The following is a 24964-nucleotide window of genomic DNA, read 5'->3' on the forward strand; positions in this document are numbered from 1 at the left end:
TTAGTTTGGTATAGTGATTGCTTTACTCATGCTGTGTAACTAAAATTTTTATATGATAATATCTGCAGGTACTAAAAGAAACGCCTGTTTTGCTTTAGTATTAATACTTTTCTCCCTTATCACCATCGTTCAGAGCTGTAAGAAAAAACGCTCTGAAATGGCTTCTATCCTCTATAAAAGAACACATAACAGTGTTTTTAAAGATATCGATCCTGATGAATTCGCAGCTTATTTTAAAAGAGAGCTCAGAAGGGAACGCGATGGCATGACCAATCCGGATTGGGTAGTTGCTCATTATGCGGAAAATGATTATGAACCCGATTTTGTTTTATATCATCTTTGGGATGGCGGATTGGATGCGATGGTTGCCAAATTCAGAAAAGCCAATGAGCATGGCCTTGATCCAAAGCTATTCAAACCGGATCAGATAACAGCATTGATGGACAAGTTTTATAGCAAAACTGCCATCAAGACGCCACATGACGCTTATAAGTATATTTCACAACTGGAAATACTAGCCGCCAATTCGCTGATCGATTATTCTAATGATCTGCAATTTGGAGTGATCAGTCCAAAGAAATTATACTCGCGCTATTTCATTAAAACGGCACGGCCGGATAGTGCATCAATCAATAAGGTATTCTCAGTAGAAAATATGCAGGCTTACCTGGACAGCATCCAGCCAAAAGACCCGCAATACCTGGCTTTGCAGAAAGCTTATTTAGAGGGATACGAGGCTCCAAAACTATCGAAAGAAGAGACCAAACGCCTTTTGCTGGTGAATATGGAACGGCTACGCTGGAAAAATAAGCCAACCGATAATGAATATGTTTATGTAAATATTCCGGATTTTCATTTGGATGTGATCGATAGTGGCAAATCTATTTTGGGAATGAAAGTCTGTGTAGGCGAAGGTCGTAATAAAAAATACCTGAACAGCCTGGAAAATTATAACGATACCTGCAAAGTGGACAATCCTAACTCCCACGAAACGCCTCTTTTAAGCAGTCTGATACACAGCGTACAGGTGAACCCGATATGGAACATTCCAAGGAGTATTGCCACCAAAGAAATTATTAAAGAAGCGGCAGACGATCCGTATTACCTGGCAAACAAGAACATCAATGTTTATCTGAATGATAAATTGATTAAAGATCCGGAAACGATTGACTGGTCAAAAGTCACCAAAGAAAACAACGAGTACGAGTTTAAACAACAGCCGGGGGCAGATAATTCATTAGGCAAAATCAAATTCCTGTTCGAAAACAGAAGCAGTGTTTATCTGCACGATACTCCCGCCAAAGACGCTTTCCATTATTCCATGCGTGCAGTTAGCCACGGCTGCGTGCGGCTGGAAAAACCGCTCGACCTTGCTCATACCTTATTCCGCGATACGGTAAAATATAACCGGATAGTGAAGGATATGGACGAAGACGACAGCACATCTCAGGACATCGCGTTACGTCCAAGAGTTCCGGTTTATATTACTTACGTTACTTGCTGGTCTGATCCGGAAGGGCAATTGCAATTCAGGGGCGATATATACGGACTGGATATTGTCCTGTACGAACACCTGAAAAAGTACCTTCCGACTGAGTAATAGGAAATTAAAGACTTGCTGTTACAGGGTAAACGTAGTTGGTAGCCACGTTAGCATCCAGATACTTCGAGTTATAGCTGCTGTCGTTTCCGTTGATAAATAATACCGAACCGCCTTTAATGGTATTGATCACCTTTTTGGCAACCTTTGGCGAAACAGCAGGGCAACCTTCGCTGCGTCCCAGCCGACCTAACTGATTGATCGAGCTCTGTGAAACATAAGGCGCTGCGTGTACAACTATTGAACGGGCACGGGCATTATCATTAAAACCAGCATCCATGCCATTTAGCTTAAGCGAGCGGCCATGCTTGCCATTGTAGATACCTTCGGTCACATAAAAACCAAGACTGCTGGCATGTGAATCGCTGGCATTTGAAAAATACTCAGGCACATCGCCACCGCTGCCGTTGCCATGAGCAACCCAGGTATTCAATAAAAGATCTTTGTTGATCAGGTCGACAATCCACATGCGTTTGGTGCAACTTGATTTAGACAGGTCGACTATTGTAATGATCGAACTATATTGAGGCACTTTATTAGCTGCCTTTAGATTAAAATACCCAGTTACTGCTTTTTGGAAAACAGCCATATCCAGGCCGGTTTCACTTAACTGGGCCGTATTATAAATATCCTCCATGTAATGAGCAAAGTGCTCCTTTGCTGAGAAGGCTTTTGTAGTTTTGGTAGTAGCTTTTTTTGATTTTTCTTTGGTATCAGGTTTCCAGCTGATACTAACAATAGCAATAGCGAAGATCAATAATACACACAATGTTCCCCAGAAGCGTCTCTTCATACTCCGTTGATTTGTTTTTAAGTTTAATCAATAAAAAATTCAACTGGCTAAGGCTAAATCAATTAGGTTTATTGCTGTGATTTACAAATGTATAAACTAAATCATTTAAAGCTAATAACGCAATTAAATCTGAATTATTTTATACTAATAATTAAATAAATTACAACAAGATTAAAACCAGAACCAATCGATTGACTATTTGTACGTTAAAAACTAGTCTCAGGTTAGGGTGCAATTATCGTACCCAAGTTATTTTTTCTTCAAGCGGAATAGAGCGGTTGCCTTCAGGATTATTATCCGCATAACCTAAGTATAAAACACCAATCACGTGGTCATCCTCGCCCAATTTCAAAAATTCTCTCATCGGCGGGCGTAGAGCCATTCCACCGGTACTCCAAAATGAAGCTATTCCAAGTGCTGTTGCTCCCAGCAGAATATTTTGCACAGCACAAGAAACCGCCTCAACTTCCTCAATAACAGGTATTTTAGGCAGATTACCACGTTTCATAACAGCCAGGATCACATGTGAGGCCTTATCTCCTTGCTGATATAATCTGTTGTATTCCGCCTCCTGAAAGTTTTCAGGTACGATGCTGCATTTATATAATTCGGCATGTTGATGGGAAAAGTCGGAAGCCGTGCCATAGACTACAAAACGCCATGGTTCTGTAAAGCCATGAGTTGGTGCCCAATCGGCCAGCTCAAGCAATGATTCGACTTGATAATCGGGGATTTTTTTCCCATTCATTGCCACAGGCTTAATACTGCGACGGGTTTTAATGATAGTTGATATAGTAGAAAATGCGATATCCATAATAAAACAATAATGCCCGCAAAAATACGGGCACTATTATTATAATATTCAACTAAATGTAATAATTAATATAAGTTGGGATATTTTGACGGATTTGCCTCGTTCATCATATTATAAACTACTTCTACCACATCATCCATTGAAGGTTTGCTGAAGTAGTCACCGTCTGTTCCATATGGCGGACGGTGTTCACGGGCAGGCAGTGTTTTAGGCTGAGAATCCAGGTGATAATAGCCGTTTTGAGCTTCCAGTATCTTTTGCAGGATATAAGCTGTTCCGCCTCCCGGCATATCTTCATCTACAACCAGTAACTTATTGGTTTTCTTTAACGAATCACCACAAACATTCTCTGTATCAAAAGGATATAATGTTTGAGGATCGATCACCTCAATATGGATGCCCATCTTTTCCAGTTCTTCAGCAGCTTCCATTACAATGCGTAAAGTCGAGCCATAAGAAACAATGGTCATGTCCGTGCCTTCTCTCAAAACTTCAGCTTTTCCCAAAGGAACAGTGAATTCTCCGACATTCGATGGCAAACGCTCTTTTAAACGATAACCATTCAGGCATTCGATAACCAAAGCAGGCTCATCGCCACGCAACAAGGTATTGTACATTCCGGCTGCTTGTGTCATATCACGGGGCACACAGATGTGCAGGCCACGCATAGCGTTCAGTATCAAACCCAACGGAGAACCTGAATGCCAGATGCCTTCCAGCCTATGCCCGCGTGTACGAACTATCACTGGGGCCTTTTGCCCGCCGCGTGTGCGGTAGCTTAAAGATGCCAGGTCATCACTTAAAACGGTAGTTGCATAGATCAGGTAATCCAGGTATTGTATCTCAGCAATCGGTCTGATACCGCGCATAGATAACCCCATACCCTGCCCTATAATAGTAGCTTCACGAATACCTGTATCTGAAATGCGCAGATCAGAATATTTATTTTGCAAACCGGCAAAGCCCTGGTTTACGTCGCCAATTGCGCCAACATCTTCACCAAAAGCCACGATTGATTTATCACGCTCAAAATTGGCGTCGAAGCAGGCATTTAATATCTCGCGACCATCGAGCATTTTGGTGTCATCGTCATAAGTCGCTTTAACAACAGGCACATTTAACGGCGATGCAGCAGTGTCAGTAAATAATTTTGAGCTGAAACGCTCGTCATTTTTTACTCTTTCTGCATTCAACCAGTTAATTAAGTCTTGCCTGCTGCTTAGTTTTTCTTTTACGGTAATACGCAAAGTTTTTCGACCAGCGGAAATAGCGTCTTTACGCCCAGGGTCTACAGTTGCCTTTAATTCAGAAACGACATCTTTAAGCTTTGCACTATTTTGACTTTGTGCAGCAACTTGTTCGATCAGAGCTGAAACCTGCCTGATCTCTTCATTGATCTCACCGGCAAAATCGTTCCAGGCTTCTTTTTGAATATTGCGGACATATTTTTTAGCTGTTGCTTCCAGCTCATCTATCTCTTCTTCAGTAGCAATAGCCGATTCGATCATCCATTTACGCATCTGCAACAGGCAATCGTGTTCATTCTCCCAAGCCAGGCGTTCTTTTGATTTATAACGCTCATGAGAGCCTGAGGTAGAATGCCCCTGTGGCTGGGTCATCTCCGTTACATGGATCAGCACAGGCACATGCTCGCGGCGGCAAACATCAATAGCCTTTTCATAGGTTTCGCATAGGGCTACATAATCCCATCCGCGTACTTTAAATATCTCATAGCCGTTGGTGCCGTCCTCGCGCTGGAAGCCTTTAAGTATTTCAGAAATATCTTCTTTGGTGGTTTGCAGATTAGCCGGAACTGAAATGGCATAAGCATCGTCCCAAATAGAAATAGCCATTGGCACCTGCAATACACCTGCTGCATTAAAGGTCTCAAAAAACAGTCCTTCTGATGTGGAGCCGTTACCTATCGTGCCAAAAGCTACCTCGTTACCATTAACAGAAAACTGTTTCAGGTATTCCAGCTCTTTATTTTGACGGTATAATTTAGATGCATAAGCTAAACCCAACAAACGCGGCATATGGCCTCCCGTGGTAGAAATATCCGATGCACAATTCAACGATTCGGCTTGATTAGCCCATGTACCATCAGCATTTACATAACGGGTAGCAAAGTGGCAATTCATTTGCCTGCCTGCTGATGCAGGATCTTTTTCTATATCAGGGTTTGCATATAACTGTGCAAAAAATTCCTTCAGGTTAGTAATACCTGTAGCGAACATAAAAGTCTGATCACGGTAGTAGCCTGCGCGCCAGTCGCCCGCCCTGAATGCCTTCGCCATAGCCAGTTGCGCCACTTCCTTACCATCGCCAAAAATTCCGAACTTGGCCTTCCCTGTCAGTACCTCACGCCTGCCAATCAAGCTGGCCTGGCGACTCTCGAAGCCAATCCGATAGTCGTTTATAACTATCTTTTGGAAGTCTTCAAAACTGAGTTCAGATGCACTGAATTTACTTGTAGCACTTATTATGGTTTCAGGCATAATAATATTTTGTTTAAGGGACAAAAGTATAAAATTCTATTTTGTATTCGTCATATGTAACACACAAAACACATTGTACGTTTAATAGTTTTTTATTGATGTTAAACCTTTTATATTTGTATTAATCAAAACGAAAATATGAAACGATTACTGTTAGTTTGTGCGGTTATTATAGGCTTCGCCTTTACCGCTTCGGCGCAAGATAGTGAAAAAGCCGAATTTAAGTTTAACGAGGAAAAACACGACTTCGGCAAAATTCCGCAAGGCATTCCTGTTACAACTATTTTTGAATTCACAAACATCGGCAAAGAGCCATTGATCCTAACAGAAGTTAAACCTACATGTGGCTGTACCATTGCCGATTACACTAAGACGCCTGTAAAAAGCGGCGAAAAAGGTGTTATTAAGATCACTTATAACGCTCAGGCTGTAATGCCATTTAATAAAACCATTGTGGTTACCTCAAACGCTAAAACCCCTACCAAGTATTTAAATATCGTGGGCGAAGTAGTAGCTAAGGCGCCGCCAAGTAGTAGTAAGTAAGAGCTTTACAAAACATAAACCGAAAGCCTTCTGATAATTCAGGAGGCTTTCTTATTTTCAGCCACTTTTTACTTTAACGAAAATTTAATCAAATTATTTATTTGAATTCGTTACACTATCTTTTACTAATTTTGCATCATGCCAAAAATATCAGAAAAGGGACAGCTGATGCCGGCTTCTCCCATACGTAAACTTACTCCTTTTGCAGACAAGGCGAAGCTGGATGGTAAGAAAGTTTATCACCTTAATATCGGTCAGCCGGACATAGAGACGCCTGAGGGGATGCTGAACGCCATTAAAAACATCGACTTTAAGGTGTGGGCGTATACTGCATCTGAGGGGACTTTATCCTACCGCAAAAAACTTACAGAATATTATAACAACCTGGGTTATAACATCACACCGGATAACATACTGGTTACCACCGGCGGGTCAGAAGCCATCACTATTGCGATGATGACCTGCCTGAATCCAGGCGACGAGGTAATTATCCCCGAACCATTTTACGCCAATTACAACGGTTTTGCCTGCCAGAGTGATATTGTGGTGAAACCTATTTTATCTTACATCGATAATGGATTCGCCTTGCCTGCTATCAGTGAGTTTGAAAAGCTGATCACCGAAAAAACCAAAGCGATCATCATTTGCAATCCGAATAACCCGACAGGCTACCTCTATTCAAGAGAAGAGATGGAAGCGTTGAAGGAACTGGCATTGAAATATGACCTGTACCTATTCTCAGATGAAGCTTATCGTGAATTCTGCTATGACGGCCGCATATTCCTGTCACCAATGCATTTAAGCGGATTGGATCAGAATGTGATCGTGATGGATACCGTAAGCAAACGTTACAGTGCCTGTGGCGCACGTTTAGGCTGCCTGATCACCAAAAACAAGGAGGTATGGTCGACAGGATTAAAATTTGCACAGGCACGTTTGAGTCCGGGTATGGTCGAGCAGATTGCCGGTGAAGCTGCTGTGGATACGCCTGACAGCTATTTTGAAGCCGTTAATAAAGAATATACCCATCGCCGCGATACTTTGGTAAATGCCCTGAACAATATGGAAGGCGTTTACTGCCCTAATCCGGGTGGTGCATTTTATGTGGTGGCCCGTTTACCAATTGATAATGCTGACAAATTCTGCCAGTGGATATTGGAAAAATTTAGCCACGAAAACCAGACGGTAATGATGGCTCCTGCAACAGGCTTTTATAGTACACCAGGCACTGGAGAAAACGAAGTACGTTTAGCTTATGTACTAAATAGCCAGGACATTGAAAAAGCAATGATCTGCTTAGAAGAGGCCCTAAAAGTCTATCCGGGACGCACAGTTGACAGTTCGCAATTAGCAGTCAGCACTAAATAATTGTCTTAAGATAAATAAAAAGACCAGCCGATCGGGTTGGTCTTTTTTTATTTGTAGTTCCACATAGTTATTGCCCTTTTTGCAAAACACCCTGCCCTTCGTTCATAAACTTGGTCAGACTTCTGTTGATGTAGTGGTTCCAGCCAGCCTGACAGTTTTCAAAACATTCCACCTCAGGGGTTAAACCAACATGCGTCATGTCAATTTTAGTGGAATTGTTTTCTGTCGAAATTTCAAATACCACTTCGGTGTCCGTCCACTCTGTTTTGTCATTCTGCCATGGCAGGTAACTGTCGGTAACCAGCCAGGTGACCTTTTTGCCTGGGATAGCTTCGGTAATTTTAAAGGTGACATAGGTTTCACCAAAGGTTACAGTAAATTCATCGCCTAAAGTTTTGGCGTTACCTTTGAAGTTGGCGGCCCACCATTCGTTTACACGGCTGATCTTGTCGTAGGCTTCCATAGCGCTTTCATTTACCACAATACTGCTGCAGTAGCTTTGTTCTGTTAATGTTGCTGTTTTCATTACTTCTTAATTTTATTGTTTAATAATGTTCCCAAATCTTTCAGTTTTGTCTTCCAGAAGTTATCGAAGTAATTGATCCATTTTTGCAGTTCGTCGAAACCATCCTTTTTCAGGGTGCAGTAGCGTTCCCTGCCAACGTCCTCTATCGAAATAAAGCCCGCATTGTACATGATCTTCACATGCTTTGATACTGCCGGCCGGCTCATATCAAAATGCTCCGCAAGCGAATTAATAGGCAGACTTTTTTCAGATAGCATCCTCATCATCTCCCTCCTGCTCGGATCAGCTATTACCTGGAATACGTCAAGCGCCGGTACTGCCATTTTTTGCTTCGTTTAGTATCTTGTTAATCTTATTCATGTTGGCCAACCATCCCTGCTCCATTGCATTGAAGATCACGACGTTGAAATTGGCTTCCTTAAAGCCGCTGTTTTCCAGCAAAAGCTCTGTTCCGTTGTCCTTTGCCTCAAGCGTCCAGTAAACAATGGAGTCGATAGTAATCTTCCCATTTCCAGGACCACATTTCCACGAGTAAGTCAACTTCTTAAGCGGTTCTATCTCCAGCACCTTGCAATAAACAATGCCGTCAAAATCAAGGCTTGGCACCGGGCCGGTGTTGAACTGGAAATCGTGGCCCAGTTTCAACTCGAAATTATTCTTCATCAGCCATTGCTCCATCAGTTCGGCTTTGGTGAGGTAATCCCACACTACTTCGGGTGGGTGTGGGTAAAATACTTTGTGATTTATGCTTCTTTTCATAATGGGTAACTTTTAAGTTACTCAAATATATAGGTAACTTCCGAGTTACGCAAATTTATTTGAAAATAATTTTTTCGGTTCCTGAAATTGAAAAAGCGTCCCGGATCTTATCCCGGAACGCTTTTTGAGTCTTCGCTTTAGAAAAAAATCCCTCTCCGGTGGAGAGGGATGCAGAACAATCCTATATACGCCTACACTAAGCAACAACCCGATTATTCATCACAGACAGCTTAGCTAACACAAATGCACCAATAGCCATCACAATATCGCGCACAGCCACGTCAAGGTAGTGACCGCTAAAAATTAAGGTAAGCGCTATCAGCACCAGCCATGCACTTACTATCCATGCTCCTATTTGTGGTTTGGCTAATACAATAATACCGGCAACAATTTCTATTACGCCTACTATCATCATAAAAGTATTCGCACTAAACGGCAGCATATGTTCAATTCCAGGGTTAAGGTATTGTTGCCAGTTGGTCAGGATATTGGTAAATTTATCGGCACCCGTGACAATGGGTACCAATCCGTAGGTGAATTTCAGCAAGGTTTGTAATTGTTTAATTGTAGTTTCCATGATCTTTCTATTTACCCATTAGAGTTTTCCAATAAAAAAAGGTCACAAAAAATACTTTTATACATTTTGTGACCTTTTTAAGCGGCGATACTCCAATAGAGTAACATTCCGTTCAAAGTATGGTTCCATTAAGTGACGAAGAAATAGTAGACAAAATATTACATGGCGAAACCGCTTTGTTTGAGGTCCTGATGCGTAAATATAACGAGCGGCTATACCGCATCAGCCTGTCGATAGTTGGCGATGGCGACGCGGCTGAAGATATTATGCAAACCGCTTATATAAATGCCTATCGTCAACTGAGCAATTTTGAGGGGCGGTCGGGTTTTGGAACATGGCTTACTCGTATACTGATCAACGAGAGTTTATTGTACAAAAAAAGGGAACAGAGAAAACAGCAATTAGTGATGGAAACAGCATTTACAGAAAAGCATGACGAAACGCCATTAAGCGGGCTATTGAATAAGGAACTCAAGGGTATTTTGGAAAAAGCCGTCGCCAGTCTGCCCGAAAAGTACCGGGTTGTGTTTGTAATGCGCGAAGTGCAGGGCATGAGCACCGATGAAACGATGGAAGCACTGGACCTCGGCGAATCAAACGTGAAAATGCGTTTGATCCGTGCAAAAGAAATGCTGCGCGATAATCTTCAGCATTTGTGGAGCCCACGCGACATATATGAATTTAATCTTATTCGATGCGACCGTATAGTGGAGAAGGTGATGCAGAACATAACGGCTGCAGATCGGTAATCACAGAATAAAGTCACTAACCCCCGACATTATCATAGACAATGTAAACCAAAGAGTGCTTACTGCACCAGTCAGGGCAAGATATTTTTATCTTGTTAAATGGAAGACAGGTGGGACACCAAATGGGGTATCGAAATTTTAATTAATTCTTACTCATACTTATTAGCTCCGCCACTGCCACAGATTCATAGAAGCAAAAACTTCATTTGTTTTTCCATCGATGGCGACATGTAACCTTGCATCCATTTTGGGTCTTTGGTCAACCCTTTAAAATTGGTCTTTTTATTGGCGACACTGTAACGCCAGCGGTAATGAGCATAAACAGACATGATATTCACAGCATATTCTTTAGCCAAAGCAGCGTCATTGACGATCACAAAATTGTCGTCGTTCTTACCACTTGCTTTGGGACCAAGATTGTTTGATCCGGTAATAGCAATTGGATTATCTCCAAAAGGATCGATTACGATACTTTTGCTGTGTATAGTCACCAAACCGTCGCTTGGATCGGTATACCAGAATGCGAACTGCGGATCGATATGGTCTGGCAGCGCGACATCCCAGTCAGTTCCTTTCTGCCCGTTCTGATCAAAAAAGATCAACGGGTTGGAGCCTTTTACTTTTCCGGGGTCCTGGTTCATCACGCCATGGATAAACAGTTCAGGACGGTTTTGCAGAAGATCGAGCACTTTATTAAATACCGTATTTTTAGGGCCCGGGTTGAACATTAGGAACAATATCCCGTTTTGGGCCTTATCCATAAGAGATTCAATATCAGTCAGATCTTTTAACCCCTTCAATGGATTGCACCACGCCCTTAAATTATCCCCCGATACTTTTGCGCTCTCATTGAGATTATATAGATCGTCGGGCGAATCATCTCCTGACGCTTTTAACTCTTTCCATTCTTCCAGATAAGCTCCGGCAAGAACTGCATCATCAATCAGGATGCTATTATTAACCTGGGCAAACACTCCATCCGGCGTCCAGTTTGTCGTACCTGTCAGGACTTTTACAGGCTGGTCGTTATCACAAATAACCACAAATTTATTATGAGCGAAACGCGTTTTTGTATTCACCATCCGGTCGTAAAGGTTGATCTTGCCGTCGAGCTTCTTTCGGGCTAATATATTTTCGTCCTTTTTATCTGCATTTTCACCCTTGGGGCTTTTTCCGGTGCCATTAGCCAGGATAAGATTCACCTGTTTGCCAAGGTCAGACAGGGCATCCGTAAAGTCATCAAGTTTCAGTTCATACAATGCAGCATAGAGCGAAAGATTCTTATTGTCTTTCACCGCTTTTAACAATCCGGTGAGGCCCAGGTAAAGGTCGCCACCCAAAAAATCCCGTAGTTCTGACGGGCCACCGTCGATTACCTTTTTAAAAGCATCGCTGTAAGGGTTTTTCGATTTAGATTTTATGGGCGATTTAGCTGCAGCCTTACTAACAGCGCTATTGATATTGGTATTGGTTCTCGAAAAAAACTGCGAAGCGACCAGTCCCCTGTTAAAATAAGCCTGGTATTTTGTACCGGTCGCAACGGTCACTTCGTCCGACCAATCAGATACGTTTGATGCATCCTTAACCAACTGACCGTTATTGATCAAAATGGGTACGATCATATATTGTACCTTGTCTCCCGCTTTAACCGTATAATCGCTCCATACCAAACGCTGGAAAGGCCATTCGGTGCTCGGCTTTTCTTGTCCGAGTGTATATGTCTCATCAGCAAAGCCTACGCGGTTATTCAGAGGCTGGGCCATTGCATCAGTTTCCCCTTTTAATTTCTTATAAATTGCAAAACCGATACAATTATCAATAGGGTTGGCATAATTCCATGCAATGAGCGTTTCGTTGGAATTAGCATAAACAGATAAGTTTGGTTTCATAATAAGAAGGTTTTGGTAGCAGGTTTGGTAATCAGGAAGATAACCCAAAGTTAAACAGTAAAAACAAGATTATATTAACTAAATATTATATTTAATTTTTCGGGAAGAGCAAAATCCTTAGGATTAATTTAGCGGAGCAGTGTGGAATTTTTTAGTTTCTGCGATATTCATTTGACTGCAAATTTTTTGAGCGTCCAGACTCAAGAAAAAAACTCTAAATTAATTTAGTGGTTTGCAGGGTCCCTGCGGAGGTCCTGCAAAGACAGAAAAGCCATAAAGATTTTCAAACGCTATTCTACTTTATTCTCCCGGTTTCCAGAACGAAAGATCATTCTCAGCGCCTGATCGCGTGTTAAATAGGCCACAGCCCAATTATATAAGGTCTTAATAATATTATTGTAATTAACCAGTGAAACGATATGAATGAACAACCAGCTGAACAGGCCGAGAAATCCACCTAAATGCAACTTGTGTTTAAACAGGTCTGCAACGGCTGTGCGGCGGCCAATTATTGCCATCTCTCCTCTGTCAAAATAACTAAATGGTTTCATTGGTTGCCCTTTTGCCATGCGGGCGAAATTGCGGGCCAATTGCTTTCCTTGTTGAATAGCAGGTTGTGCAAGTTGCGGGTGCCCGTTTGGATAATCAGGGTCATTGAATTGGACACTTAAATCGCCTATAGCATAAATATTTTCGTACCCGTTAACCTTATTGTTTATATCGGTAAGTATCCTTCCGCCTCTGCCAAGGTGTTCTGGCGCTATACCATCGAAAATATTTGAAGTAACACCGGCAGACCAGATTAAGGTATGCGACTCAATGGAAGTGTCGTCCGAAAGTTCTACTTTCCCGTCCTTGAACTGCTTCACCTGGGTATTTAAAATAATGTTCACCCCTAATTTTTTAAGCGCATTATAAGCGGCTTCGTGTGTTTTATCACTCATGGGCTGCAGTAAATATGGGGAACCTTCTACGATATAGATATCCTGTTCTTTAGCGTCCAGGTTAGGGTAATCCTTTTGCAGAATAAATTTCCTCATTTCGGCAAGCATGCCGGCCACTTCAACTCCAGTAGGTCCGCCACCAGCAATTACTATGGTCATCAAACGTTTTCGTTCAACCGGGTTATCCTCGATAGCGGCGCTTTCAAGTTTTTTTACCAACTCGTTTCTGATATGCAGTGCATCATCAATGCCTTTCAATGAAAAACTATTAGTCTGGATACTTTCGTTACCAAAAAAGTTTGTTTTGGTGCCGGCCGCAATAACGAGATAATCATAAGTCAAAGTTCCCCCGTCGCTCAGATAAATTGTATTTTCAGCCGGGTTTATCCGCTGCAAAGAAGCCAGCCTGAACGAGACATTCTTATTTTTCAATATCTTACGGAATGGGTAGCTGATACTTGATGGTTCTAAAAAACCAGTGGCCACCTGGTAAACCAGCGGCGTAAAATAATTGTAATTATTTTTATCAACCAAAGTAATATGGTAGGCTTTGGTTTTGTAAAGTCCGGTCACAAAGTTTAAGCCTGCAAACCCACCGCCGACAACGACAATGTGTTTTTTATTTTTTATAACATGATCCATGACGGAATAATTTATAACAAATTGAAATATAATACTTAGCAAAAAACATCACAGGATATTTATTGTCGTTCTAATCGCCGGTTTTAAAACCGCAAAGCTCCTGATTGCTCTCTGAAACAATACTGCTTTTAGCCTCACGAATCTGGACATGGAACGGTCACTATTTATTATTAAATTTTTGATAAAACAAAGTTCGCCAATGTGGAGAAATAAAAAGTTAAAGTAGTTGAAGAAAGGCGCCCGGTGAATAATTAAATTTATCTATTAAAAAATTTACATCACAGGACTCAAGCACTATAGGGCTACAGCTATTATGAATCCACATGAAGAATTATTTAAGCATATCAGAAGGTTTACGAATCTTGCGCCCGAAAAGGAAAAATTATTGATCTCAAAATTAAAATACAGAAAAATCAACCGTAAAGATTTTCTGCTCAGAGAGTTTCAAGTTTGTGACGGTTATTATTTTGTATTAACGGGCTGCTTGCGTTTTTACCGTAATACCGAAAGTGGATTCGAACAAATTCTACAATTTGCTATCCCTAATTGGTGGTTAAGTGATTATCGGAGTTTCGAAACTCAACAAATCTCTGAATACAATATCCAGGCCGTACATGATACGGGATTTTTAACATTGCTCAGGCCTGATTATGAAGAGTTGTTTAATACTGTGCCAGAATTAAATGTTTATTTCAGACTGATGATGCAGAGAGCCTACACCGCTTCATTAAAAAAACGGAGCTTATACTCTGTGAATCTGCCGAAGACAGATATAAACAATTTCTTAGTTCCTTCCCGGATTTTGTACAAATGATCCCTCAGTACATGCTGGCATCATTTCTTGGATTTACTCCACAATTTTTGAGCATGATACGCGCCAGGAAAGGTCTTTGATCTGTGATGCAAATCAACATTAAAGGTATAACAGCCAATGTGGCCATTCTGTATATGAAAAAGCAAAAATCCACGAAATATTTGATATTTCGTGGATTTCATGAGAAGTTTGTGGAGCCGGAGGGATTCGTATCACCCTCTTATCGGTCTTATATTCAATATTTTATGTGGGGTACCCGTAAAAAAACGCGCAATCTAACCCGAACTTCCCCTGTTTGCTTTCAGCTTGCCTATAAAGCTTAGCGTCTGATTTCAAATCGTTTAAGTTTCATTTAGTCGTCATACAATTTAAAAGCCGTTACCATAGGTTAGCCTATGGTAATGAATGCTTTTGCCCTGCCCACACCTTTGTTTCCAAATCCAATAAATATGGAAACGACAATATCAATACCAATTAACAAAGGAGGGCATGATGCAATTAGGTGAATTAATGACTAAAGACGATTTACAGCAGTTTTAAAAGCGAATTGCTAATTGAACTCAAACAATTGATCGGGCGCGGCAGCGGCGAAGCACGGCAATGGTTAAAGAGTAACCAGGTGAGAAAGATGCTGAATATTTCGCCCGGCACTTTGCAGAACCTGCGTATCAACGGCACCCTGCGCTATACAAAGGTAGGCAGTATTCTGTACTACAAAGCCGAAGACATCGATAAACTAATGAACGGAGGCTTGAAATGATTACCACACAAATTAATTGTGAGGCTTCAAGTTTTGCCAGTCTCATACGGCGCATGGCGTCCGATAAACGGTTGGGCGCTGGCCATATTAGTTTATGCGCGGCTCTTTTTGTCGCATGGCAGCGAGACCATTTTCAAAACCCATTTTCTATTTCGCGGAAGTGTTTTGATGGACTATTCCCGCATAGCATCAAAGGCAACTTACCACAAATGCATCCGGGATTTAGACGGCTACGGCTATATCCGTTACCAGCCGTCTTATCATCCAAAGAAAGGAAGCTTAGTGTATTGGCCGGATGGTTTAAAGTAGGTAAAGAGTGATCACCGGGAGTATAGCTGTATATCCATATATAAGGCAGCCCATTCTATGGGCGCAGAAGAAGCAAGTTTGTGTTTTTGGTACCCAAAAACTCCCGGATGCCTACGGCACCGGGCAAACTTGCTTTTTGCTCCTGGTAGTCGCAAAAAGGGAATTAGGCATTTAAGATGGTTTGAGTGTATGGAGACTATAGAAAAAACGACGACAAAAACAGCCAAGCCGAAACACAAAGGCGGCAGGCCAAAAGCAAAAGTGAAGCGCGAGTCACACGTTAAAGTTCGGATGACAGCTACAGATAGGTTCATGGTAAACGCCAAAGCCAAAGACGCGGGAATGCGTTTAAGCGACTGGATAAGAGCAGCGGCACGTACTGCGAAAGTGATCGCGAGACTCACGCCGGAGGACGCGCAGATCATGCGGATGCTTGCAGGTTTAGCGAATAACCTGAACCAATTAACCAAGTTGGCCCACCGGGATGGGCTTCTAAGTGTGGCCCGTAAATGCGGTGAAGTTCTGATAGAGATCGACCAGGCTCTTAAATATTTTAACAAGGATGATCGCCAAAATACCTAAGCCCGGCAAAAGCTTCGGCGGCTGTATCCAGTACAATGTATTGAAAAAACATGCTACCATTCTGTATGCCGACGGAGTGCGTACCGGGCAGGTCAATCATACCATCGCCGATTTTAACGTGCAGCGTAAAATGAACCCCGGTTTGGGTCAGGCAGTTGGACACATTGCCCTAAGTTGGAGCCCGAACGACCGGCACAAATTAACCGATGAAAAAATGGTGAGTATCGCCCAGGCGTATTTGCAAAGTATGAAAATACAGGACACGCAGGTTTTAATAGTGCGCCATCAGGATAAACAACACCCGCATTTACATATCATTTACAATCGTGTCAACAATGACGGCAAAACCATAGCTGATAATTTCCAATGGCAGAAGAGTATAAGGATATGCAAAGACCTAACCTTAAAGCATAGTTTGCACATAGCGCAGGATAAGCGGCATGTCAACCGACAACAACTCAAAGGCAGCGACCAACAGAAATATGAATTACACGATGCGATAAGGGCAGTAAGTCAAAAAGTATTCAGCATGAGTGAACTCAAACGGGAACTAACAAAGCAGGGCATTGGTATGCAATACAAGTACAAAAGCGGCACGCTAGAAATACAGGGGATTAGTTTCAGCAAAGGCCAATATAAATTCAAAGGATCGGAGATCGACCGTAGCTTAAGTTATGGCAAATTAAGCAAACAGATAAAACAGCAGGCCAAGCAGAAGCAGATCAAGGCCCAAGAACCATCATTGGCAGATCAGCTAAGAGCAGTAATCAATAAAGGCCCGGCTAACGAGCAATCCCATCACCAACAGATATTGAACCCCTTTGGCCATTTTCCCACAATCGCTCCCGAACCGGATGAACCATACAGGAGAAAGAAGAAAAAGGGGCACGATCAAAATCAAAATCAGGGGATCGGCAGGTAGCGAAGAATATTAACCAACAAAAAGAAATGCACTATGGAAAGCAATAAAAAAAACATACAGGACGAAATCGTAGACAGTTTGGCTAAGAAACTTACTGAACTTGAAAAAAGGCAAGATAAGGTTGAGGAAATAGGTTTACCAAACCTGCCATCCAAAATAGCTGAACTCGAAAAAAACGTAGCGGAGACATCAAAAATGAATTTTCAACAATACCAAGAGAACATTGACCGATTCGATAAACAGCTTAACCAGTTCGACGGAAAAATAGCCGCAATACCGAAGGAAATACCCATTAAGAATACTGTACAATTTGATACCCGATCAAAATTTGTAATCAGAATCATTGTCGGGCTTACCCTTACGGTAGCGATTTTAATTGATATGACCGTAAGCGTATTGTTCGAGAATAGCCGCAGGGCCGATGAAACCAATAAATTCCTTATTCTAAGGGGTTTTTATCCTGATGTTGCAAAAGACATTGATACCTCTTATGCCAACAACAAGGATTTTTTGATTAAAAAGGCCGAGGCCAATATCGATGAACAGAAAACGATGTCAGAGGCCGCTTTTGCTGCTGAGCAAGCCGCAGAGAAAAGTAGATTGGCAAATGAAAAGCTACAAAAGCTAAATGGAAAGATTAAAGGTGGCAAACACAATAAGAATAACCGTCAAAAGGTTCGTAATTAACTAAAAATGAGCAGGCAGAATTGCGTAAATCAAAAGAAAAAAGATTATTTCTAGGTAAGAAATCTTTCGGATAAGTAGGCGCAATTATCATCCTGATGTCAGATAAAAAAATAAAATCTAACTGCTCTTGTTTTTATTGAACACTGTTCAATATTTTTGTGGTGTTCAAAATATTAATCAACAGGTCATGAAAAAGGTATTAATCACAGGCGCAAGCGGCGGCATCGGACTGGAAACAGCCAGGCAACTCGCTGCGAAAGGTTATCAGCTGACGCTGGTAGCCCGTAATGAGGAAAAGTTAAATAAAGCAGTAAAAAATTTAAACGGAACTGGTCATTCAATCTTAGTGGCCGACCTTACAAGTAAAGAAGACCTGCAAAAAGTAATGGCGCACCTGAAAGCTGAAAGGTATGATATCCTTATCAATAATGCAGGTTCAGGCATTTATGGAAAGTTTATCGAGATTCCATTGGCAGAGCAATTGGCAATCATGCATCTAAACATGGACGCATTGGTAACCCTGTCTTATGGCTTTTTGCAAAATGCATCAACCGGAGACTCTTTAGTAAATATTGGCTCCATGCTTGCTCATTCTTCTCTCCCGGGCGGTTCGGTTTATGCGGCTACCAAAAGCTTTGTCGCCAATTTCTCGGAATCACTCTGGTATGAGTTTAAGAAAAAAGGTGCTTTTGTAATGGGTTTTAACCCTGGTGCTGCCGCTTCAGACTTCCATGCAAACGCAGGCGGACATACCAGCGATTTTCCAAAATTTGTCATGTCTTCCGTTGAAGATGTCGCCAGGGAGCTGGTTAACGCGCTGGAAAAGAGGCGGAAGCCAAGAGTTGTACAGGGTTGGAAAAATAGGTTCATGCTGTTTGGATTCAAATTATTGAGCCGGAAATCAGCAGTAAACATTATGGGACAAATTAGCCCTGGCATGAAAAACTAAAGGCTGTATCCTGGTGCGAAATTTCGCCACCCGGCCGGCACTATTATATTTGTATCTTATTATTAATAAAAAATGAGCATAGCAGAAAGAAAATTGGAAGAGAAGCAGGAAATGCATAAACGCATTTTAAATGGTGCGCGCAAGGTGTTCCTTGAAAAAGGCTATGAACAAGCGAGCATGCGCAGTATTGCCAACGAGATTAACTACAGCCCCGGATCGCTTTATTTTTATTTCAAGGATAAAAGTGAGATTTTTCAGGAACTACATAAGGAAGGGTTTCAATTACTGCTCAATCAGATCAAAGTTTTAGACAAGGTGGGTGATCCTTTTGAGCGCCTGAAAGCGTTGGGCCGCATCTTTATCCAGTTTGCACAGGAAAACAAGGATTATTATAACCTGATGTTCCTGGTGGAAGAACCGGCAAAAACAGCTAACGATGAGGGTGGCTTTAAGATTGCACAGGAAGCGATCGATCGCGTGGCTTCTGTTATCAAAGACTGCCAGAAAACGGGAAGATTCAAAGATCTGGATACGGAGGATCTAACTTTTATGATCCTTTCTGCGATGCATGGCATTTGTGCCCTCTTCTGTAAAGACCGCACTACCAGTTTTATAGGCAGAACGAACGAGGAACTGATGCATAGCGGCTACGAGTGCTTTGTTGCGCTTCTTGAAAAAAGCTAATCCTTTTTTTTGACAATTTATTGAACAATGTTTAAAATTATAACAGTGATTAAAAAATGAAATCTAAAAGACACAAGGGATATGGTTTTATCCTCGTGGCGGTAGCCCTAATGGCTGCCCCATCAGCCAAAGCCCAGAGCCGGCTGGATGAATACATCCACGAGGGGCTCAGCTCTAACCAGAGCATTAAGCAACAGGATTTTGTGCTCGAAAAAAATATCTATGCGCTCAAGGAAGCAAAAAGTATGTTCGGGCCCGACATCACCTTTTCAACCACCTATACAAAAGCCGACGGCGGACGTACGATAGACTTTCCAACTGGCGACCTGTTTAACGGGGTTTATTCCACGCTGAACAAATTGACCGCCAGCAACGCTTTTCCACAGCTGCAAAATCAGCACATTCTGCTCAACCCGGACAATTTTTATGACGCAAAATTCCGCACAACCCTTCCAATTTTAAATGCGGAGCTCATCTACAACAAGAGGATTAAGCAGCAGCAAGTCGACCTGCAAAGAGCTGAGGTATTGCTGTATAAACGCGAACTTGTCAAAGAGATCAAGACGGCTTACTACAATTATCTGAAAGCTATCAATGCCACCAGTATCTACGAATCGTCTTTGCGGCTTGTTGAAGAAGGGCAGCGGATCAACACCAAGCTATATGAAAATAGCAAAGTGAACCGGACAGCCGTTATCCGAAGCGAGAACGAAGTTTCCAGGATCAATGCTTCATTAATTTCGGCAAAGAAAACAGCAGAGTCTGCCCGGTATTATTTTAACTTTTTGCTAAACCGCCCACTTACAGACAGTATACTAATTGATTCTATCAGCGTTTTGCCCGCTCAGGACCAACTGTTGAGTACTAATATCGGCGGCCGGGAGGAATTAGCCAAACTGCGGATAGCAAAAGACATTAACGGCAACCTGAATGGCCTTGCCAAATCATATCTTATTCCGAAAGTAGGTACCTCTATTGACCTGGGTTCGCAAGCATTTGATTGGAAGTTCAATACACAAAGCCGATATTATTTATTTGGCATTTCTCTCGAATGGAACCTGTTCTCATCCGGTAAAAACAGTTACCGGATTAAACAAACAATTGCAGACCGCGAGGCTATCGCTTCGCAAACCGATTACGTGCAACAGCAATTACTTACCGAACTTAAAGTGCGCCAAGCTGATATGCAAAGCGCAATCGCTCAATATAACGCCGCACAATTCCAATTAAAAGCCAGCCAGACTTATTACAGTGATATGCTGAAATTATATAAAGAGGGGATGGCTATTTATATAGAACTGCTGGATGCCCAGAATCAATTGATCGACGCCCAACTGCATGCCAATATTGACCTGTTCGACACCTGGATCGCAAATACAGCCATCGAGCGGGCCAATGCCAGTTTCACTATTCAATAACCACAACATCATGAAAAAAATTCAATTACTATCCGGTTTGGTCGCCACCGTGCTTCTGTTAGCGTCCTGCAAACATGAGCAAAAGGCCAAAAATGCACTTGGGGAACCAGATATCATTCCTGTTAAGGTTTCCTCTGTATCCATGTTGGAAATACCTGGCCACATCAGTGCTACAGGTTTGGTAAGTACAGAAGATGAAGCCAAATACTCATTTAAAATAGGCGGTGTCATCAGCCGCATCTTCATAGAAGAAGGCCAGTTCTTTAAAAAGGGCCAGTTGTTGGCTACATTGAATTCCACCGAAATATCCGCCGGCCTAGCCCAGTCCAGTTTGGGTGTCGAGAAGGCGGAGCGTGACTATGCGCGTGCCGTCAATCTTTATAAAGACAGCGTTTTCACGTTGGAGCAATTACAGAATACCAAAACCGCTCTGGATGTCGCCCGCAAAGGCCGGGAGGCCACTGCGTTCAACGAGCGTTATTCAAAGATATACGCCGCAACCGACGGTTTTGTCACTAAAAAAATTGCGAATGAAGGAGAGGTTATAGCTCCCGGAATGCCGGTGTTGCTCATTAACTCAACCGAACAACATAATAGTTACACCCTGAAAGTCGGAGTCACTGACCGTGAATGGGCCATAATAAAAACCGGCCAAACGGCAAAGATAACGCTGGATGGTTATACAGGCAGACAATTTGATGCAGTGGTATTCCGCAAATCGCAGGCCGCCGACCAGGCGCTTGGCTCTTTCCAGGTCGAACTGAAGCTGAAATTAAACGATGTAAAACCTGCAGTAGGCATGTTTGGCAAGGCCGAAATAGCGACCAGTCAGGGCGAAAACGTAATGGCCATCCCTTATGGTTCTCTGGTGGAAGCCGATGGCAACAAGGGATTTGTGTTTACGACAATAGGTACGAATAGAGTCAAAAAAGTTCCAGTGACCATTTCGAGATTCAATAACCAGGAAGTTTACCTTAAAGATAAACTTGAAGGAATCGGCCAGATCGTGATCTCGAATAGCGCCTACCTCAATGAACAGTCCATCATTAAAATTATCAGGTAAGGCCATGAAGATCACAAATTTTGCGGTTAAGAACTATCAGTTCACGCTTATCATATTTTTATTGGTTGCCGTAGTCGGCGTATTGACGCTGTTTACCATGCCCAGGTCGGAAGATCCGACCACCCATCCTCCACAATACCTGATCACTGTGATCTATCCCGGCACCAGTCCGAAAGATATGGAAGAGCAGGTAGTAAAACCGATTGAAAACAAAATCTATGGACTGGAAAACATTGAAAAAATACTGACCACGGTAGAGGACGGGGTAGCGGTCATCCAGCCGAAATTTAAGTATGGCGTGGATATAGACAACAAATACCAGGAAATATCCACGGAAATCAACGCCTTGAAAAACAGTGAACTTCCAAAGGATATTTATTTGATCAAAACAGAAAAGATTTCCTCCACGGATGTAAAGGTGCTGCAAGTGGCATTGGTTTCTGACAACGCTTCCGGCAAATTACTCAGGGATGAAGCGGATATTTTGAAAACGCGGCTGGAGAAGATCACCAATCTGAAGGATGTTAAATATTTCGGGATGCCGGAGCAGGAAATCCGGATCGATATGCAACTCGACAAACTCGCCCAGCTAAAAATACCGCTCAACGTGGTGATCGGCAGTTTACAGAGCGAAGCAGTAGACATTCCCGGCGGCAGCATTAACCTGGAGAGCAAAGTCTTCAACGTAAAGACCAGCGGCAAGTTAAGAACCGTTGAAGATGTCGCCAATACCGTTATTTACAACGCAAACGGGAAGATCATCTACTTAAAGGATGTGGCGGACGTAAGCTACAAAGACGGAACGATCGATCATATTACCCGTTTGAATGGGCACCGTTGTGTGCTGGTTGCCGCCGGCATGAAAGCCAATGTGAATATCACCAGCGTACAGGGAGAATTTTTGCCTGTGTTGGCGGAGTTTAACAAAAGTTTACCTGCTAATATCAAAATGGTCAAAAACTTCGATCAGGCCAACATGGTATCCGAACGTTTGGGCCACCTGGGATTTGATTTCGGATTGGCCATTGTTTTAGTGATCATCACTTTATTGCCTTTGGGATTCAGAGCGTCTCTGATTGTGATGATTTCCATCCCGCTTTCGCTGGCATTGGGGCTTATCGCTATGAATTTGTTGGGGTATTCCTTAAATCAGCTAAGTATTGTCGGGCTTGTGGTGGCCCTGGGTCTGCTGGTGGATGACAGTATCGTGGTGGTAGAGAACATTGAGCGGTGGCTCCGCGAGGGGCATTCGCGAAAGGACGCTATTCTGAAAGGTACGCAACAGATCGGGATAGCGGTTGTAGGCTGTACGGCTACATTGGTTATCGCCTTCCTGCCGCTTGCCTTTTTGCCGGATATGGCCGGTGAATTTATCCGCTGCCTGCCGATGGCCGTGATGACCAGTGTATTGGCTTCTATGATCGTGGCATTAACACTTGTTCCTTTCCTGGGCAGCCGGATGCTCAAAACCCATACACATGGCGAGGGCAACTTCTTTTTAAAGCACCTGCAACGTTTCCTGACCAGGTCTTATGCCCGGGTAATGCCACTTGCCTTAAAATGGCCTAAAGCCACCATCGGGATATCATTGGTGTTAAGTGCATTTGCATTTTTCTTATTCACAAAGACAGGCTTTAAGCTTTTCCCAACTTCCGAAAAGCCGATGTTTCTGATCAATATCAAAATGCCGTTGCAGGCCGACATTCCGGAAAGTGACCGTGTGACCAAACTGGTGGAAGGTGAACTAAAGAAGCATAAAGAGATCGTTTATTACACGGCCAACGTGGGCAAAGGCAATCCACAGATATATTACAATGTACACCAGCAGGATGTAAAGCCTGATTTCGCCCAGGTATTTGTTCAGCTGGACGAAGAGGCCAGTCCAAAAACGAAAACAGACCTGATTAAACAACTCAGGCAGAAATTTAAAGACTTTCCTTATGCGCGGATCGAAGTAAAAGATTTTGAACAGGGAACACCCATTGAAGCGAATATTGTGGTGAGGGTTTTTGGCGAGGATCAGGACACTTTACGGGCGCTCTCATTTAAAGTGGAAGAGATCCTGAGGAAAAATCCGGGCACTTTTTATGTCAATAACGAGCTGAACATCTATAAATCAGATGTCAAAATAAAAATCGATAAAGAGAAAGCGCGCACCCTGGGGGTTCTTACGAGCGATGTGGATAAAGTAATCAGGATGGCAGTAGCAGGACTAACCGTCGGTGATTATATTGACGACAGAGGTGATTCGCGCAACGTTGTCATCACACTTCCAAGAAACAAGTTCTCCAACCTTGATGCCCTGAAAAACCTGTACGTAAATAACATACAGGGCACGCCGGTACTGGTTAACCAGATTGCCACTATCTCGTTTGAAACATCGCCCACGGCGATCAACCATTTCAATAAATCGCGCTTTGTAAAAGTTACTTCCTTAACCAAAGAGCATATTCTGGCCAATGATATCCTGAAAGAGGTTGTTCCCGAACTGAATAAAATAAAAATGCCGCCAGGCTATTATTACAAGTTGTCGGGAGAAGCGGAATCGGAAGGCGATGCATTAGGCGGTAACTTTCTGTCGGTGATCATCCTGAGCACGTTTCTTTTTGTCGGTGTGCTGTTGCTGCAGTTCAAAACATTTAAAGGGATTATTATCGTGCTGTCGATCATACCATTAGGCATACTTGGTGGTGTGGTACTGTTACTCATAACAGGTAACCCAATGTCAATGGTGTCCATAATTGGTTTTATAGGTCTGTCAGGCATACAGGTTAAAAACTCGTTATTGTTGGTTGATTTTACCAATCAACTACGTGCAGAGGGCCGTAGCATTGATGAAGCAATTGCGATCGCGGGAGAGACACGCTTCCTGCCGGTGGTATTGACATCCATCACTGCAATTTGCGGCTTACTTCCGATTGCCTTGAACCCCAATCCGCTGATAGCGCCGTTAGCGATTGTATTAATAGGCGGGCTGATCAGTTCAACTATACTGTCGCGAATAGTAACCCCTGTAATGTATAAATTGATTCCGCCAAGTTTAGAAGTCGGCGAGGAAAATGAAAAAATATAAT

General features: G+C 42.6%; 24 protein-coding genes. 15 read left to right on the forward strand and 9 right to left on the reverse strand.

Going from position 1 to position 24964, the window contains the following annotated elements; genetic code table 11:
* The first annotated feature begins 52 nt into the window (after positions 1-52).
* Positions 53-1600, forward strand: a complete 1548-nt coding sequence (locus tag VIM89_RS12040) for a L,D-transpeptidase family protein (protein WP_488156403.1) — start codon at positions 53-55, stop codon at positions 1598-1600.
* A gap of 7 nt (positions 1601-1607) precedes the next feature.
* Here VIM89_RS12040 and VIM89_RS12045 read toward each other — a convergent pair whose 3' ends face one another.
* The 3 genes from VIM89_RS12045 to VIM89_RS12055 form a co-directional block, all read right to left on the reverse strand.
* Positions 1608-2393 carry a murein L,D-transpeptidase catalytic domain family protein gene (locus VIM89_RS12045; protein WP_488156404.1) on the reverse strand — a complete coding sequence of 262 codons (786 nt, stop codon included), beginning with the start codon at positions 2391-2393 and terminating at the stop codon, positions 1608-1610.
* Positions 2394-2628: 235 nt separating this feature from the next.
* Complete coding sequence (locus tag VIM89_RS12050; RefSeq protein ID WP_488156405.1) at positions 2629-3207, reverse strand: nitroreductase family protein; 579 nt, start codon at positions 3205-3207, stop codon at positions 2629-2631.
* A gap of 65 nt (positions 3208-3272) precedes the next feature.
* Positions 3273-5705 carry an alpha-ketoacid dehydrogenase subunit alpha/beta gene (locus VIM89_RS12055; protein ID WP_488156406.1) on the reverse strand — a complete coding sequence of 811 codons (2433 nt, stop codon included), beginning with the start codon at positions 5703-5705 and terminating at the stop codon, positions 3273-3275.
* A 138-nt stretch (positions 5706-5843) separates the two neighbouring features.
* Between VIM89_RS12055 and VIM89_RS12060 the strand changes: the two genes are divergently transcribed.
* Both VIM89_RS12060 and VIM89_RS12065 read left to right on the forward strand, forming a co-directional pair.
* Positions 5844-6248: a DUF1573 domain-containing protein gene (locus VIM89_RS12060; RefSeq protein WP_488156407.1), complete on the forward strand. Its 405-nt coding sequence runs from the start codon at positions 5844-5846 to the stop codon at positions 6246-6248.
* A gap of 138 nt (positions 6249-6386) precedes the next feature.
* Positions 6387-7616: a pyridoxal phosphate-dependent aminotransferase gene (locus VIM89_RS12065; protein WP_488156408.1), complete on the forward strand. Its 1230-nt coding sequence runs from the start codon at positions 6387-6389 to the stop codon at positions 7614-7616.
* A gap of 67 nt (positions 7617-7683) precedes the next feature.
* On the opposite strand, the gene VIM89_RS12070 is transcribed toward VIM89_RS12065, so the two are convergent.
* The 4 genes from VIM89_RS12070 to VIM89_RS12085 all read right to left on the reverse strand — a co-directional run bounded on the left by VIM89_RS12070 (position 7684) and on the right by VIM89_RS12085 (position 9478).
* Positions 7684-8142 (reverse strand): SRPBCC family protein, encoded by a 459-nt coding sequence (locus VIM89_RS12070; protein ID WP_488156409.1) that lies wholly within the window; start codon positions 8140-8142, stop codon positions 7684-7686.
* Positions 8142-8465 carry an ArsR/SmtB family transcription factor gene (locus tag VIM89_RS12075; protein WP_488156410.1) on the reverse strand — a complete coding sequence of 108 codons (324 nt, stop codon included), beginning with the start codon at positions 8463-8465 and terminating at the stop codon, positions 8142-8144. Before VIM89_RS12075 ends, VIM89_RS12070 begins: the two co-directional genes overlap by 1 nt.
* Entirely contained in the window at positions 8446-8901 is a 456-nt protein-coding gene (locus tag VIM89_RS12080) for an SRPBCC family protein (RefSeq protein WP_488156411.1), read from the reverse strand. Before VIM89_RS12080 ends, VIM89_RS12075 begins: the two co-directional genes overlap by 20 nt.
* A 196-nt stretch (positions 8902-9097) precedes the next feature.
* Positions 9098-9478 (reverse strand): hypothetical protein, encoded by a 381-nt coding sequence (locus VIM89_RS12085; RefSeq protein WP_488156412.1) that lies wholly within the window; start codon positions 9476-9478, stop codon positions 9098-9100.
* A gap of 119 nt (positions 9479-9597) precedes the next feature.
* Here VIM89_RS12085 and VIM89_RS12090 point away from each other — a divergent pair, with 119 nt between their 5' ends.
* Positions 9598-10227, forward strand: a complete 630-nt coding sequence (locus VIM89_RS12090; RefSeq protein WP_488156413.1) for an RNA polymerase sigma factor — start codon at positions 9598-9600, stop codon at positions 10225-10227.
* 185 nt (positions 10228-10412) lie between these two features.
* Here VIM89_RS12090 and VIM89_RS12095 read toward each other — a convergent pair whose 3' ends face one another.
* Entirely contained in the window at positions 10413-12116 is a 1704-nt protein-coding gene (locus tag VIM89_RS12095; RefSeq protein ID WP_488156414.1) for a phospholipase D-like domain-containing protein, read from the reverse strand.
* A gap of 290 nt (positions 12117-12406) precedes the next feature.
* Positions 12407-13702: an NAD(P)/FAD-dependent oxidoreductase gene (locus tag VIM89_RS12100; RefSeq protein WP_488156415.1), complete on the reverse strand. Its 1296-nt coding sequence runs from the start codon at positions 13700-13702 to the stop codon at positions 12407-12409.
* A 313-nt stretch (positions 13703-14015) separates the two neighbouring features.
* Between VIM89_RS12100 and VIM89_RS12105 the strand changes: the two genes are divergently transcribed.
* From VIM89_RS12105 to VIM89_RS12155, 11 genes are all read left to right on the forward strand, one after another.
* A complete protein-coding gene (locus tag VIM89_RS12105) occupies positions 14016-14516 on the forward strand; it encodes a Crp/Fnr family transcriptional regulator (protein ID WP_488156416.1) in 501 nt (166 codons plus the stop codon).
* Between the two features lie 547 nt (positions 14517-15063).
* Positions 15064-15276 carry a helix-turn-helix domain-containing protein gene (locus VIM89_RS12110; RefSeq protein ID WP_488156417.1) on the forward strand — a complete coding sequence of 71 codons (213 nt, stop codon included), beginning with the start codon at positions 15064-15066 and terminating at the stop codon, positions 15274-15276.
* 33 nt (positions 15277-15309) lie between these two features.
* Positions 15310-15585, forward strand: a complete 276-nt coding sequence (locus VIM89_RS12115; protein WP_488156418.1) for a hypothetical protein — start codon at positions 15310-15312, stop codon at positions 15583-15585.
* A gap of 189 nt (positions 15586-15774) precedes the next feature.
* Positions 15775-16167, forward strand: a complete 393-nt coding sequence (locus tag VIM89_RS12120) for a plasmid mobilization protein (RefSeq protein ID WP_488156419.1) — start codon at positions 15775-15777, stop codon at positions 16165-16167.
* Positions 16148-17089, forward strand: a complete 942-nt coding sequence (locus VIM89_RS12125; RefSeq protein WP_488156420.1) for a relaxase/mobilization nuclease domain-containing protein — start codon at positions 16148-16150, stop codon at positions 17087-17089. The genes VIM89_RS12120 and VIM89_RS12125 overlap by 20 nt, the downstream gene beginning before the upstream one ends.
* A gap of 33 nt (positions 17090-17122) precedes the next feature.
* Positions 17123-17776: a hypothetical protein gene (locus tag VIM89_RS12130; protein WP_488156421.1), complete on the forward strand. Its 654-nt coding sequence runs from the start codon at positions 17123-17125 to the stop codon at positions 17774-17776.
* Positions 17777-17963: 187 nt separating this feature from the next.
* A complete protein-coding gene (locus VIM89_RS12135) occupies positions 17964-18725 on the forward strand; it encodes an SDR family NAD(P)-dependent oxidoreductase (protein WP_488156422.1) in 762 nt (253 codons plus the stop codon).
* A gap of 72 nt (positions 18726-18797) precedes the next feature.
* Positions 18798-19409, forward strand: a complete 612-nt coding sequence (locus VIM89_RS12140; RefSeq protein ID WP_488156423.1) for a TetR/AcrR family transcriptional regulator — start codon at positions 18798-18800, stop codon at positions 19407-19409.
* A 56-nt stretch (positions 19410-19465) separates the two neighbouring features.
* On the forward strand, positions 19466-20827 hold the full coding sequence (locus tag VIM89_RS12145) for a TolC family protein (RefSeq protein WP_488156424.1): 1362 nt from the start codon (positions 19466-19468) through the stop codon (positions 20825-20827).
* A gap of 10 nt (positions 20828-20837) precedes the next feature.
* Entirely contained in the window at positions 20838-21890 is a 1053-nt protein-coding gene (locus VIM89_RS12150) for an efflux RND transporter periplasmic adaptor subunit (RefSeq protein WP_488156425.1), read from the forward strand.
* A gap of 4 nt (positions 21891-21894) precedes the next feature.
* Positions 21895-24963, forward strand: a complete 3069-nt coding sequence (locus tag VIM89_RS12155) for an efflux RND transporter permease subunit (protein WP_488156426.1) — start codon at positions 21895-21897, stop codon at positions 24961-24963.
* Position 24964 lies beyond the last annotated feature (1 nt).

Source organism: Mucilaginibacter sp. (assembly GCF_036568825.1).
Classification (GTDB): domain Bacteria; phylum Bacteroidota; class Bacteroidia; order Sphingobacteriales; family Sphingobacteriaceae; genus Mucilaginibacter.

Excerpts from the sequence above, each read along its gene's own strand:
- VIM89_RS12040 (WP_488156403.1), top strand. The coding sequence starts at position 53 with ATGATAATATCTGCAGGTACTAAAAGAAACGCCTGTTTTGCTTTAGTA.
- VIM89_RS12045 (WP_488156404.1), bottom strand. The coding sequence starts at position 2,393 with ATGAAGAGACGCTTCTGGGGAACATTGTGTGTATTATTGATCTTCGCT.
- VIM89_RS12050 (WP_488156405.1), bottom strand. The coding sequence starts at position 3,207 with ATGGATATCGCATTTTCTACTATATCAACTATCATTAAAACCCGTCGC.
- VIM89_RS12055 (WP_488156406.1), bottom strand. The coding sequence starts at position 5,705 with ATGCCTGAAACCATAATAAGTGCTACAAGTAAATTCAGTGCATCTGAA.
- VIM89_RS12060 (WP_488156407.1), top strand. The coding sequence starts at position 5,844 with ATGAAACGATTACTGTTAGTTTGTGCGGTTATTATAGGCTTCGCCTTT.
- VIM89_RS12065 (WP_488156408.1), top strand. The coding sequence starts at position 6,387 with ATGCCAAAAATATCAGAAAAGGGACAGCTGATGCCGGCTTCTCCCATA.
- VIM89_RS12070 (WP_488156409.1), bottom strand. The coding sequence starts at position 8,142 with ATGAAAACAGCAACATTAACAGAACAAAGCTACTGCAGCAGTATTGTG.
- VIM89_RS12075 (WP_488156410.1), bottom strand. The coding sequence starts at position 8,465 with ATGGCAGTACCGGCGCTTGACGTATTCCAGGTAATAGCTGATCCGAGC.
- VIM89_RS12080 (WP_488156411.1), bottom strand. The coding sequence starts at position 8,901 with ATGAAAAGAAGCATAAATCACAAAGTATTTTACCCACACCCACCCGAA.
- VIM89_RS12085 (WP_488156412.1), bottom strand. The coding sequence starts at position 9,478 with ATGGAAACTACAATTAAACAATTACAAACCTTGCTGAAATTCACCTAC.
- VIM89_RS12090 (WP_488156413.1), top strand. The coding sequence starts at position 9,598 with ATGGTTCCATTAAGTGACGAAGAAATAGTAGACAAAATATTACATGGC.
- VIM89_RS12095 (WP_488156414.1), bottom strand. The coding sequence starts at position 12,116 with ATGAAACCAAACTTATCTGTTTATGCTAATTCCAACGAAACGCTCATT.
- VIM89_RS12100 (WP_488156415.1), bottom strand. The coding sequence starts at position 13,702 with ATGGATCATGTTATAAAAAATAAAAAACACATTGTCGTTGTCGGCGGT.
- VIM89_RS12105 (WP_488156416.1), top strand. The coding sequence starts at position 14,016 with ATGAATCCACATGAAGAATTATTTAAGCATATCAGAAGGTTTACGAAT.
- VIM89_RS12120 (WP_488156419.1), top strand. The coding sequence starts at position 15,775 with ATGGAGACTATAGAAAAAACGACGACAAAAACAGCCAAGCCGAAACAC.
- VIM89_RS12125 (WP_488156420.1), top strand. The coding sequence starts at position 16,148 with ATGATCGCCAAAATACCTAAGCCCGGCAAAAGCTTCGGCGGCTGTATC.
- VIM89_RS12130 (WP_488156421.1), top strand. The coding sequence starts at position 17,123 with ATGGAAAGCAATAAAAAAAACATACAGGACGAAATCGTAGACAGTTTG.
- VIM89_RS12135 (WP_488156422.1), top strand. The coding sequence starts at position 17,964 with ATGAAAAAGGTATTAATCACAGGCGCAAGCGGCGGCATCGGACTGGAA.
- VIM89_RS12140 (WP_488156423.1), top strand. The coding sequence starts at position 18,798 with ATGAGCATAGCAGAAAGAAAATTGGAAGAGAAGCAGGAAATGCATAAA.
- VIM89_RS12145 (WP_488156424.1), top strand. The coding sequence starts at position 19,466 with ATGAAATCTAAAAGACACAAGGGATATGGTTTTATCCTCGTGGCGGTA.
- VIM89_RS12150 (WP_488156425.1), top strand. The coding sequence starts at position 20,838 with ATGAAAAAAATTCAATTACTATCCGGTTTGGTCGCCACCGTGCTTCTG.
- VIM89_RS12155 (WP_488156426.1), top strand. The coding sequence starts at position 21,895 with ATGAAGATCACAAATTTTGCGGTTAAGAACTATCAGTTCACGCTTATC.